Source organism: Pseudomonas sp. AN-1, from assembly GCF_034057115.1.
In the GTDB taxonomy this organism is placed as follows: Bacteria; Pseudomonadota; Gammaproteobacteria; order Pseudomonadales; family Pseudomonadaceae; genus Geopseudomonas.
In genome coordinates this window covers 193,258-204,813 of record NZ_CP139195.1, presented here as the reverse complement: position 1 = coordinate 204,813, position 11,556 = coordinate 193,258, and the positions used below count along the sequence as shown (strand labels likewise).

At 68.6% G+C, this 11,556-nt stretch carries 9 protein-coding genes; 2 read left to right on the top strand and 7 right to left on the bottom strand.

All coding sequences use genetic code 11. From position 1 onward, the window contains the following. Window positions 1-2: 2 nt before the first annotated feature. The 4 genes from SK095_RS00880 to SK095_RS00865 all read right to left on the bottom strand — a co-directional run bounded on the left by SK095_RS00880 (window position 3) and on the right by SK095_RS00865 (window position 5,076). A complete protein-coding gene (locus tag SK095_RS00880; protein WP_201486328.1) occupies window positions 3-791 on the bottom strand; it encodes a Na(+)-translocating NADH-quinone reductase subunit C in 789 nt (262 codons plus the stop codon). Continuing rightward, on the bottom strand, window positions 784-1,995 hold the full coding sequence (locus tag SK095_RS00875) for an NADH:ubiquinone reductase (Na(+)-transporting) subunit B (protein ID WP_136488874.1): 1,212 nt from the start codon (window positions 1,993-1,995) through the stop codon (window positions 784-786). Before SK095_RS00875 ends, SK095_RS00880 begins: the two co-directional genes overlap by 8 nt. Before the next feature lie 2 nt (window positions 1,996-1,997). Further along, window positions 1,998-3,335: a Na(+)-translocating NADH-quinone reductase subunit A gene (locus SK095_RS00870; protein WP_320547577.1), complete on the bottom strand. Its 1,338-nt coding sequence runs from the start codon at window positions 3,333-3,335 to the stop codon at window positions 1,998-2,000. 280 nt (window positions 3,336-3,615) lie between these two features. Then, window positions 3,616-5,076 carry a glyceraldehyde-3-phosphate dehydrogenase gene (locus tag SK095_RS00865; RefSeq protein WP_136488876.1) on the bottom strand — a complete coding sequence of 487 codons (1,461 nt, stop codon included), beginning with the start codon at window positions 5,074-5,076 and terminating at the stop codon, window positions 3,616-3,618. Between the two features lie 129 nt (window positions 5,077-5,205). On the opposite strand from SK095_RS00865, the gene mfd reads away from it, so the two are divergent. Together mfd and SK095_RS00855 are read left to right on the top strand one after the other, a co-directional pair. Further along, window positions 5,206-8,646 (top strand): transcription-repair coupling factor, encoded by a 3,441-nt coding sequence (gene mfd, locus SK095_RS00860; protein ID WP_320547576.1) that lies wholly within the window; start codon window positions 5,206-5,208, stop codon window positions 8,644-8,646. Between the two features lie 11 nt (window positions 8,647-8,657). Continuing rightward, window positions 8,658-9,182: a CsiV family protein gene (locus SK095_RS00855; RefSeq protein WP_320547575.1), complete on the top strand. Its 525-nt coding sequence runs from the start codon at window positions 8,658-8,660 to the stop codon at window positions 9,180-9,182. A gap of 72 nt (window positions 9,183-9,254) precedes the next feature. Here the strand turns inward: SK095_RS00855 and SK095_RS00850 are convergent, their stop codons facing one another. Genes SK095_RS00850 through SK095_RS00840 form a run of 3 tightly spaced genes read right to left on the bottom strand, consistent with a single transcriptional unit; the run spans window position 9,255 to window position 11,532 of the window. Beyond that, window positions 9,255-9,992 (bottom strand): S-methyl-5'-thioinosine phosphorylase, encoded by a 738-nt coding sequence (locus SK095_RS00850; protein WP_320547574.1) that lies wholly within the window; start codon window positions 9,990-9,992, stop codon window positions 9,255-9,257. A 16-nt stretch (window positions 9,993-10,008) separates the two neighbouring features. After that, a complete protein-coding gene (gene nagZ, locus SK095_RS00845) occupies window positions 10,009-11,004 on the bottom strand; it encodes a beta-N-acetylhexosaminidase (protein WP_320547573.1) in 996 nt (331 codons plus the stop codon). Between the two features lie 9 nt (window positions 11,005-11,013). Further along, a complete protein-coding gene (locus SK095_RS00840) occupies window positions 11,014-11,532 on the bottom strand; it encodes a L,D-transpeptidase (protein WP_320548855.1) in 519 nt (172 codons plus the stop codon). Between the last annotated feature and the right edge of the window lie 24 nt (window positions 11,533-11,556).

Sequence of the window (11,556 nt, the reverse complement as noted above, 5' to 3'; positions counted from 1 at the left end):
GATCAGGCCTCCCCGGCACGCAGGTTAGCAATGAAGGGACCGAAGCCGTCCCGGCCCAGCCAGAACTGCAGCAGGTTGTGCACGCCCTTGCTGGTCAGGGTCGCGCCTGCCAGGCCGTCCACCTGATGACCGGCCTGCGGACTCTGCGGATCGACACCGCCCTTGATGATGGCGATGTTCGGCTGGCCCTGCTCGTCGAACAGGGTCTTGCCCCGCCACAGCGCCTTCCATTTCGGGTTGTCCACCTCGCCGCCCAGACCCGGGGTCTCGGCGTGCTGGTAGAAGCCGAAGCCGGCCACTGTGTTGAGGTCGCCCTTGACCGCCATGAAGCCGTGCAGGGTCGACCACAGGCCGTAGCCGCGCACCGGCAGGATCAGGGTTTCCAGCTTGCCGTCGGCCTCCACCAGGTAGACGGTGGTGAAGCGCTCGCGGCGCTTGATCGAGGCGATGTCCTGGGCGCCGCTGAGGGCGTCGGACAGCTTCGGATCCTTGGCCGCCTTGAGCGGATCGAAGGTCGCCGCATCCTGGGCGTCGCTGAACTTGCCGGTCTGCAGATCGACCACGCGGGCGCGGATGCGCTCGGCGAACAGCTGCTTGACCTGCTTGCCGGACATCTCGGCCTCACCCAGGCCGGCGATGGCCAGGATGCTGCGCTGCTTGTCCAGCTGGCGGTTCTCGACCTGGGTCGGTTTCAGTGCCACGGCCGCGCCGGCGACGAACACCGAGCACACCAGGCAGACCACCAGCGCCACCATGAGGGTGCGGACGGTGGATTCCTTTTGACTAGACATTGCGTGCCAGCCTCCGCTTGATATTGGCCTGAACGACGAAGTGGTCGATCAGCGGTGCAAACAGGTTGGCGAACAGGATCGCCAGCATCATGCCTTCCGGGAAGGCCGGGTTGACCACGCGGATCAGCACCACCATCAGGCCGATCAGCGCGCCGAACAGCCACTTGCCGGTGTTGGTCATCGACGCCGAGACCGGGTCGGTGGCCATGAACACCATGGCGAAGGCGAAGCCGCCGACCACCAGGTGCCAGTACCAGGGCATGGCGAACAGCGGGTTGGTGTCCGAGCCGATGACGTTGAACAGGGTGCTGGTGGCGATCATGCCGAGCATCACGCCGGCGACGATGCGCCAGGCGGCGATCTTGGTCAGCAGCAGCACCGCGCCGCCGAGCAGGATGGCCAGGGTGCTGGTCTCGCCGATCGAGCCGTGCTCGAAGCCGAGGAAGGCATCCATCCAGGTGATGCCCTGGCTAGCGATCGCCTCGACGCCGCCGGCGGCGGCCAGGCTCAGGCTGGTGGCGCCGGCGAAGCCGTCCACCGCGGTCCACACGCCGTCGCCGGAGATCTGCGCCGGGTAGGCGAAGAACAGGAAGGCGCGGCCGACCAGGGCCGGGTTGAGGAAGTTCTTGCCGGTGCCGCCGAACACTTCCTTGCCGATCACCACGCCGAAGCTGATGCCCAGCGCGACCTGCCACAGCGGGATGGTCGGCGGCAGGATCAGGGCGAACAGCACCGAGGTGACGAAGAAGCCTTCGTTGACCTCGTGGCGACGGATGGAAGCGAACAGCACTTCCCAGAAGCCGCCGACGATGAAAGTCACCAGGTAGATCGGCAGGAACCAGGCCGCGCCCTGGATGAAGCAGTCCCACAGGCTGCCCGGGTCGAAGCCGGCCAGCGCGCCGATCAGGCTGAAGCGCCAGCCATCCTGCGCCGCCAGCAGCTCGGGGCTCTGGGCGAAGACCAGGTTGGCCTGGTGGCCGACGTTCCACATGCCGAAGAACATCGCCGGGAAGGTGCACAGCCAGACGGTGATCATCATGCGCTTGAGGTCGATGCCGTCGCGCACGTGGGCGGTGGTCTTGGTCACGCTGCCGGGGCGATAGAAGAAGGTGTCCACGGCCTCGTAGAGGGCGTACCACTTCTCGTACTTGCCGCCCTTCTCGAAGTTGTGCTCGATCTTGTCGAGGAAATCACGCATTCCCATGGTCAACCCTCCTTCTCGATGCGATTCAGGTTATCCCGCAGGATCGGGCCGTATTCGTACTTGCCGGCGCAGACGTAGCTGCACAGCGCCAGGTCTTCCTCGTCCAGCTCCAGGCAGCCGAGCTTCTGCGCCATCTCGGTGTCACCGACGATCAGGTAGCGCAGCAGCTGGGTGGCGAGGATGTCCAGCGGCATCACTTCCTCGTAGTTGCCCACCGGCACCATGGCGCGCGGGCTGCCGTTGGTGGTGGTGCTGAACGGGAACTTCCTGTCGCCCATCAGCTTGGAGACGAACACGTTGAGCACCGAGTGCTTGTTCACCCCGGCGCGCAGGTAGTGCAGCATCTCGCGGTCGTTGCCCTCGCGCAGGCAGGACACCTGCAGATGGTAGCGACCGAGGTAGGCGCAGGCGCCGCGCGAAGTGCGGCCACCGAACACCGAGCCGGAAATCACCCGGTTGTGGCCGGACTGCAGCTCGCCGGCAGTCAGCTCCTGCAGGCTGGCGCCCAGGCGGGTGCACACCAGGCGCGGCTTGTCCACCACCGGACCGGCCAGGGCGACCACGCGCTCGACCCACAGCCGGCCGCTGGTGAACAGCTTGCCGACGGCGATGACGTCCTGGTAGTTGATGGTCCACACGCTCTTGGTCGCGCTGACCGGATCGAGGAAGTGGATGTGGGTGCCGGGCAGGCCGGCCGGATGCGGCCCGGCGAAGCTCTCGGTGGTCACCCCGGCAGTGCCCTCGCCGGCCAGGCTGACGCCTTCGGCCTTGCACAGGAACACCTTGGCCAGGCGCGCCAGCACCTTGAGGCCGCTCTCGAAGTCCGCCGCATGTTCGCCGATGATCACCGCCGGATCGGCGGCCAGCGGATTGGTATCGATGGCGCTGACGAAGATCGAGCTGGGCACGGCGTCGACCGCCGGCACCTTGCTGTACGGGCGGCTGCGCAGGGCGGTCCACAGGCCGGAGGCCTGCAGGTTGTCACGCACTTGGGCCGCGTCGAGGCTGGCCAGTTGGCCGGCCGGGTAGCTGGCGAAAGTAAGCTGCTCGTCGCCATCCACGTCGATGACCACGGACTGCAGCACGCGCTGCTCGCCGCGGTGGATGGCGCTCACCACACCGGCGGCTGGCGCGGTGTAGTTCACCCCGGGGGTCTTCTTGTCGGAGAACAGGACCTGGCCGAGTTTGACTCGATCACCGACCTGCACCTGCATCGTGGGCTTCATCCCGTGATAGTCGAAGCCAACGAGCGCCACGCTGCGCACGGGCCGGGCGGCCTCGATGCGTTGCGCGGGTGCGCCGGTGATGGGCAGGTCCAGACCACGTTTGATTTTTATCATACGTATTGCCCAATCACTGTGTATGAAACGAATAGGGTTACCGGCACGACATGAGCCAGCGACGACTGCCCCCTCTGCCAGCCATCATCGACGTCGAACCGGAAATACCCCGTGCAAAAATCCGAACGATTATAAGGACCCCCTCACCCGCTGGCCACCGAAGCCGCCGTTTAATTGGGGCAAACAGTAACAAGCAGATACAAGAGCCCCTCACAAGTGTCTGTCCGGAAAAGAAAAACGGGAGCCGAGGCTCCCGTTTTTCAGACCGCAGCAGCGCGGATCAGCGCGGGAAGGACGGCGGGTTGACCCCGGCCATGTCCTCCAGCACGCGCACCACCTGGCAGCTGTAGCCGAACTCGTTGTCGTACCACACGTAGAGCACGACGCGGTTGTCGTTGCAGATGGTGGCTTCGGCGTCGACGATGCCGGCATGGCGGGAACCGACGAAGTCGGTGGACACCACTTCCGGCGAGTTGGTGAAGTCGATCTGCTTGTGCAGCTCCGAGTGCAGCGCCATGTGGCGCAGGTACTCGTTGATCTCCTCGCGGCTGGTGGCCTTCTCCAGGGTCAGGTTGAGAATGGCCATGGAGACGTTCGGCGTCGGCACGCGGATGGCGTTGCCGGTCAGCTTGCCCTTGAGCACCGGCAGGGCCTTGGCGGCAGCGGTGGCGGCGCCGGTCTCGGTGATCACCATGTTCAGCGGTGCACTGCGGCCGCGGCGATCGCCCTTGTGGAAGTTGTCGATCAGGTTCTGGTCGTTGGTGTAGGAGTGCACGGTCTCCACGTGACCATGGGCGATGCCGAACTTGTCGTAGACGGCCTTCAGCACCGGCACGATGGCGTTGGTGGTGCAGGAGGCGGCGGACAGTATCTTGTCGTCGGCGCCGATCAGGCCATGGTTGATGCCATGGACGATGTTCTTGATCTCGCCCTTGCCCGGCGCGGTCAGGATCACGCGGGCGGCGCCCGGGCACTTCAGGTGCTGGCCCAGACCCTCGGCGTCACGCCACTTGCCGGTGTTGTCGACGACGATGGCGTTGTTGATGCCGTAGGCGGTGTAGTCGACGGTGGTCGGGTCGTTGGAGTAGATCACCTGGATCAGGTTGCCATTGGCGAGGATGGTGTTGTTCTCCTCGTCGATGGTGATGGTGCCGTTGAACGGACCGTGCACCGAGTCGCGACGCAGCAGGCTGGCACGCTTGACCAGGTCGTTGGCGGCACCCTTGCGCACGACGATGGCACGCAGGCGCAGGCCGTCGCCGCCGCCGGTCTTCTCGATCATGATGCGCGCCAGCAGGCGACCGATGCGACCGAAGCCGTACAGCACCACGTCGGTGCCTTCGCGCTGCTCGCTGCCCTGCTTGCCGACCACTTCGGCCAGCTCCTCGCGCACGAACTGCTCGGCGCTGCGGCCGTTGCCTTCGTGCTTGAACTTGACCGCCAGGCGACCCAGGTCGACGGAGGCGGCGCCCAGCTCCAGCTGACCCAGGGCCTGCAGGATCGGGAAGGTGTCATGGACCGACAGCTCGGCGTCGTCGATCTGGCGGGCGAAGCGGTGCGCCTTGAGGATGCCGATTACCGAACGGTTGATCAGGCCGCGGCCGTAGATCGAAGTCACCACATTGTTGTTGCGGTAGAGCTGGCCGATCAGCGGAATCATGGCCTCTGCGAGGGCCTCGCGATCAATCCACTCACCAAGGCACTGGTCGGTCTTCTGGGTCACGGGCGGTACCTTCCACATGTAGGGGATAACAAAAAAGGGCTACATTATGACGGCGCCAGCGCTTTCGGGCAACGTGCCGCGCGCGGCACTGACAGTCGGCGCGAGGCCCCGCTACAATCCGGACTTTGTCGCCATCCAGAGCCGCCCGTGACCGTACTGCGTCTTCCGAGCCTGCCGGCCGCCGCCGGCAAACAACACTGGGGCAACCTGCCCGGCGCCGCCCAGAGCCTGGCCATCGCCGAGGCCGCCAGCCGCAGCCAGCGCTTCACCCTGCTGCTGACCGAAGGCAGCCAGAGCGCCGAGCGCCTGCAGGAGGAGCTGCGCTTCTTCGCCCCCGACCTGCCGGTGCTGCACTTCCCCGACTGGGAAACCCTGGCCTACGACGTGTTCTCGCCGCACCAGGACATCATCTCCCAGCGCATCGCCACCCTCTACCGCCTGCCGGAACTGAAGCACGGCGTGCTGGTGGTACCGATCGCCACCGCCCTGCACCGCCTGGCGCCGCCGCGCTTCCTGCTCGGCTCCAGCCTGGTGCTGGACGTCGGCCAGCGCCTCGACGTCGACGACATGCGCGCGCGCCTGGAGGCGGCCGGCTACCGCTGCGTGGACACCGTCTACGAGCACGGCGAGTTCGCCGTGCGCGGCGCGCTGATCGACCTCTACCCGATGGGCAGCGAACTGCCCTACCGCATCGACCTGTTCGACGACGAGATCGAGACCCTGCGCACCTTCGACCCCGAGAGCCAGCGCTCGGTGGACAAGGTCGACTCGATCCGCCTGCTGCCGGCGCGCGAGTTCCCGCTGGAGAAGAAGGCGGTGGCCGACTTCCGCGCGCGCTTCCGCGAGCGCTTCGACGTCGACTACCGGCGCTGCCCGCTGTACCAGGACCTGTCCAGCGGCCTGGTGCCGGCCGGCATCGAGTACTACCTGCCGCTGTTCTTCGAGGCGACCGCCACCCTGTTCGACTACCTGCCGGCCGACACCCAGGTGTTCTCGCTGCCCGGCATCGAGCACGCCGCCGAGCAGTTCTGGAGCGAGGTGCGCAGCCGCTACGAGGATCGCCGCGTCGACCCCGAGCGGCCGCTGCTGCCGCCGGCCGAGCTGTTTCTGCCGGTGGAGGACTGCTTCGCCCGTCTCAAGGACTGGCCGCGCATCGTCGCCGACCAGCGCGACCTCGAGCCAGGCGTCGGCCGCGAGCGCTTCAATGCGCGCGCCCTGCCCGACCTGGCGATCCAGGCCAAGGCCGGCGAGCCGCTGGCCGCGCTGCGCCGCTTCATCGAGGAGTACCCGGGACGGGTGCTGTTCTGCGCCGAATCGGCCGGACGCCGCGAGGCGCTGCTGGAGCTGCTCGCCCGCCTCAAGCTCAAGCCCAGGGAAGTCGACGGCTGGGCTGCCTTCGCCGCCGACGGCGAGCGTCTGGCGATCACCATCGCCCCGCTCGACGAGGGCCTGCTGCTCGACGAGCTGGCGCTGATCCCGGAAAGCCCGCTGTTCGGCCACCGGGTGATGCAGCGCCGCCGCCGCGACCGGGGCCAGGGCGGCGGCGACAACGTGATCAAGCACCTCACCGAGCTGCGCGAAGGCGCGCCGGTGGTGCACATCGACCACGGCGTCGGCCGCTACCGCGGCCTGGTCACCCTCGAGGTGGAGGGCCAGCCGGCCGAGTTCCTCATGCTCGAGTACGCCGAGGAGGCCAAGCTCTACGTGCCGGTGGCCAGCCTCGACCTGATCGCCCGCTACACCGGCAGCGACGACGCCCTGGCGCCGCTGCACCGCCTCGGCTCGGAAACCTGGCAGAGGGCCAAGCGCAAGGCCGCCGAGCAGGTGCGCGACGTCGCCGCCGAGCTGCTCGACGTCTACGCCCGCCGCGCCGCCCGCCAGGGCTTCGCCTTCAGCGACCCGCACGCCGACTACGAGACCTTCAGCGCCGGTTTCCCGTTCGAGGAGACTCCGGACCAGCAGGCCGCCATCGAGGCGGTGCGCGCCGACATGCTCAGCGCCAAGCCGATGGACCGCCTGGTGTGCGGCGACGTCGGCTTCGGCAAGACCGAGGTGGCCATGCGCGCCGCCTTCATCGCTGTCCATAGTGGGAAACAGGTGGCGGTGCTGGTGCCCACCACACTGCTCGCCCAGCAGCACTACAACAGCTTCCGCGACCGCTTCGCCGACTGGCCGGTGAAGGTCGAGGTGATGAGCCGCTTCAAGTCGGCCAGGGAAGTGCGCGAGGCCGAGCAGCTGCTCGCCGAGGGCAAGGTCGACATCGTCATCGGCACCCACAAGCTGCTGCAGGACGACGTGAAGTTCAAGGATCTCGGCCTGGTCATCATCGACGAGGAGCACCGCTTCGGCGTGCGCCAGAAGGAGCAGTTCAAGGCCCTGCGCAGCGAGGTGGACGTCCTCACCCTGACCGCCACGCCGATCCCGCGCACCCTGAACATGGCAGTGTCGGGCATGCGCGACCTGTCGATCATCGCCACCCCGCCGGCGCGCCGCCTGTCGGTGCGCACCTTCGTCATGGAGCAGAACAAGCCGACCATCAAGGAGGCGCTGCTGCGCGAGCTGCTGCGCGGCGGCCAGGTCTACTACCTGCACAACGAGGTGTCGAGCATCGAGAAGTGCGCCGCCGAGCTGGCCGAGCTGGTGCCCGAGGCGCGCATCGGCATCGGCCACGGCCAGATGCGCGAGCGCGAGCTGGAGCAGGTGATGAGCGACTTCTACCACAAGCGCTTCAACGTGCTGGTGGCCTCGACCATCATCGAGACCGGCATCGACGTGCCCAGCGCCAACACCATCATCATCGAGCGCGCCGACAAGTTCGGCCTGGCCCAGCTGCACCAGCTGCGCGGGCGGGTCGGCCGCAGCCACCACCAGGCCTACGCCTACCTGCTCACCCCGTCGCGCCAGCAGATGACCGAGGACGCGCAGAAGCGCCTGGAGGCCATCGCCGGCGCCCAGGACCTCGGCGCCGGCTTCGTGCTAGCCACCCACGACCTGGAGATCCGCGGCGCCGGCGAGCTGCTCGGCGAGGGCCAGAGCGGGCAGATCCAGGCGGTCGGCTTCACCCTGTACATGGAGATGCTCGAGCGCGCGGTCAAGGCGATCCGCAAGGGCGAGCAGCCCAACCTCGAGCAGCCGCTGGGCGGCGGCCCCGAGGTCAACCTGCGCCTGCCGGCACTGATCCCCGAGGACTACCTGCCCGACGTCAACGCCCGCCTGATCCTCTACAAGCGCATCGCCTCGTGCACCGACGAGAATGCGCTGAACGAGCTGCAGGTGGAGATGATCGACCGCTTCGGCCTGCTGCCGGAGCCGACCAAGCACCTGATGCGCCTGACCCTGCTCAAGCTCAGGGCCGAGCAGCTCGGCATCAGGAAGGTCGAGGCCGGCCCGCAGGGCGGGCGCATCGAGTTCGCCGCGCATACCCCGGTCGACCCGCTGACGCTGATCAAGCTGATCCAGGGCCAGCCGACCCGCTACAAGTTCGAGGGCGCCACCCTGTTCAAGTTCGTGGTGCCGATGGAGCGCCCGGAACAACGCTTCAACACCCTGGAGGCGCTGTTCGAGCGCCTGACCCCGTCCGCTGCCTGAAGGAAATGCCCATGCTCCGACTGCTCCGCCCCCTGCTGGCCTCGCTGCTGCTGATCGCCCCCGCGGCCTTCGCCGAAGCGCTGTACCAGGTCGAACTGATCGTCTTCCGCCAGGCGGAAAAGGCGGTGCCGGCCAGCCAGCCGGCGCCGGAAGACTGGGCCGGCAAGGCCGCCGCCCTGCCCACCACCGCCCAGCGCAGCCCGGCGCTGACCGGCGAGGCCGAGAAGCTCGCCGCCAAGGGCTACCAGGTGCTGCTGCACCAGGCCTGGCAGCAGGACGTCACCGGCAGCCCGGCCGCGGTGCGCTTCAGCACCGGCAAGGAGCGCGACGGCCACTTCCCGGTCGAGGGCGTGCTCGATCTCGCCCAGGGCCGCCAGCTCGAACTGAAGCTGACCACCTGGGTCAACCGGTTCAACGCCGAGGGCTTCCTCGCCGGCAGCGAGCGCCTGCAGATCGCGCGGCGCCTGATCCCCGGCCAGCTGACCTACCTCGACCACCCGAGCCTGGGCGCGCTGATCCGCGTCAGCCCGCTCTGAGCCGGACCCGGACGGCAAAAAGGGCGGCAGATCGCGGATCTGCCGCCCTTTTTCATTGCCGCGACGGAACGCTCAGCCGGCCAGCACGCGCTGCAGCACCGCCTTGACCTTGTCCATGCCGTCGGCCAGCGCCTGCTCGATCTCGGCCATGGTGATGATCCCGGTGGACTTGCCGGCCGCCGGGTTGACCACCAGCGCCAGGCAGGCATAGGGCAGCTCCAGCTCGCGGGCCAGCGCCGCCTCGGGCATGCCGGTCATGCCGACGATGTCGCCGCCGTCGCGCTCCAGGCGGGCGATCTCCGCCACCGTCTCCAGGCGCGGCCCCTGGGTGCAGGCGTACACGCCACGGCCGCTGAAGTCACAGCCCTCGGCGCGCAGGGCGGCGATCAGCTGCTGGCGCAGGGCCTCGTCGTAGGGATGACTGAAGTCGATGTGGGTGACGTGGTCCAGCTCACCCTCGAAGAAGGTCGAGCCGCGGCCCCAGGTGTAGTCGATCAGCTGGTGCGGCACGCAGAAGTGGCCGGTGCCCATGGCCGCGTGGATGCCGCCCACCGCGTTGACCGCGAGGATCGCCTCGGCGCCGCCCTCCTTCAGCGCCCACAGGTTGGCGCGGTAGTTGACCTGGTGCGGCGGGATGCGGTGCGGATGGCCGTGACGGGCGAGGAACAGCACCTCGCGGCCGCCGAACTCGCCGCGCAGCACCTCGGCCGACGGCTTGCCCCACGGCGTATCCAGGCTGACGGCCTCGCGGATGGTCAGCCCTTCGAGCTGGGTCAGTCCGGTACCGCCGATGATGGCTACAACGCTCATCCAGTTCTCCTCAAGATCAGATCAGTCCGGCGGCGCGCAGCGCGCCCGCCGCTTCGAGCCAGCGCGGCTGGCTCCGGTAATCCTGGCCCGGCCAGGCCTGCGCGCGCATGCGCGCCAGACGCACGGCCGGCTGCACACCGCGCCGCTGCAGATAGGTCAGCGCCAGCTCGGCGGCACCACGGTCGTTGCACACCAGCGCCATGTCGCAACCGGCATCCAGCGCCGCCGCCACCCGCGCATCGGCGGCGCCGGCGACGTGGGCGCCGGCCATGCTCAGGTCGTCGCTGAAGATCACCCCGCGGTAGCCCAGCTCGCCGCGCAGGATGTCCTGCAGCCAGCGCCGCGAGAAGCCGGCCGGCTGCGCGTCGACCTGCGGGTAGATCACGTGGGCCGGCATGATGCCGTCGAGCTGCCCCGCCAGGGCAACGAAGGGCTTGAGATCGCAGGCGCGGATCTCGTCCAGCGAGCGCTCGTCGCGCGGGATGGCCACGTGCGAATCGGCCTCGGGCCAGCCGTGGCCGGGGAAATGCTTGCCGGTGGCGGCCATGCCGGCGGCGCGCATGCCGGCGATGAAGGCCGCGGCCAGCTCGCTGACCCGCGCAGGGTCGCTGCCGAACGAGCGCGAGCCGATCACCGTGCTGCGCCCGTGGTCGAGATCGAGCACCGGGGCGAAGCTGAAGTCCAGCCCCACCGCCAGCACTTCGGTGGCCATCAGCCAGCCGCACAGCCCGGCCAGACGCCGCGCATCCGGCGCGGCGGCCAGCGCCTGCATCGACGGCAGGCGCACGAAGCCCTGGCGCAGGCGCTGCACCCGGCCGCCCTCCTGGTCGACCGCCAGCAGCAGATCGGGACGGATGGCGCGGATGGCCGCGCACAGCTCGCGCACCTGCTGCGGGTGCTCGATGTTGCGGGCGAACAGGATCAGGCCGCCCACCTCGGGCTGGCGCAGCAGGTGGCGGTCCTCGGCGCTCAGCCAGGTGCCGGCGATATCCAGCATCAGCGAACCAGACATGGAAACTCCTCAGGCAAGCGCGGCCAGCCGCCACTGCGGCTGCGGTGCCTCGTCGATGATCACGGAACAGTGCGGCGGCACCCGCTCGAACAGCTCGACCAGGTCGACATTGCGCAGGCGGATGCAGCCGTGCGAGCGCGCCTCGCCCATCGGCTCGCTGTCCGGGGTGCCGTGCAGGTAGATGTAGCGGCGGAAGGTGTCGACGCCGCCGAGGCGGTTGCGCCCCAGCTCGCAGCCGCTCAACCAGAGAATGCGGGTGAGGATCCAGTCGCGCTGCGGAAACTGCGCCGCCAGCGCGGGCGACCAGATCTCGCCGGTCCAGCGCCGGCCGACCAGCACCGCGCCCTCCGGCAGGCCGGCGCCGATCCTGGCGCGCACCTGATGGCGGCCGCGCGGCGTGCAGCCCGAGCCCTGGCGCTCGCCCGGGCCGTTGAGCGCGGTGGAAACCGGCAGGCGCAGGCGCAGGGCGCCGCCGGCGAAGCCGTACAGGCACTGGTCGGCGATGGAAATGTGCAGCAGATCGAGCATGGCGGTGGCGGCAGTCATGGGGCC

Excerpts from the sequence above, each read along its gene's own strand:
- SK095_RS00880 (WP_201486328.1), bottom strand. The coding sequence starts at position 791 with ATGTCTAGTCAAAAGGAATCCACCGTCCGCACCCTCATGGTGGCGCTG.
- SK095_RS00875 (WP_136488874.1), bottom strand. The coding sequence starts at position 1,995 with ATGGGAATGCGTGATTTCCTCGACAAGATCGAGCACAACTTCGAGAAG.
- SK095_RS00870 (WP_320547577.1), bottom strand. The coding sequence starts at position 3,335 with ATGATAAAAATCAAACGTGGTCTGGACCTGCCCATCACCGGCGCACCC.
- SK095_RS00865 (WP_136488876.1), bottom strand. The coding sequence starts at position 5,076 with ATGTGGAAGGTACCGCCCGTGACCCAGAAGACCGACCAGTGCCTTGGT.
- SK095_RS00855 (WP_320547575.1), top strand. The coding sequence starts at position 8,658 with ATGCTCCGACTGCTCCGCCCCCTGCTGGCCTCGCTGCTGCTGATCGCC.
- SK095_RS00850 (WP_320547574.1), bottom strand. The coding sequence starts at position 9,992 with ATGAGCGTTGTAGCCATCATCGGCGGTACCGGACTGACCCAGCTCGAA.
- nagZ (WP_320547573.1), bottom strand. The coding sequence starts at position 11,004 with ATGTCTGGTTCGCTGATGCTGGATATCGCCGGCACCTGGCTGAGCGCC.
- SK095_RS00840 (WP_320548855.1), bottom strand. The coding sequence starts at position 11,532 with ATGCTCGATCTGCTGCACATTTCCATCGCCGACCAGTGCCTGTACGGC.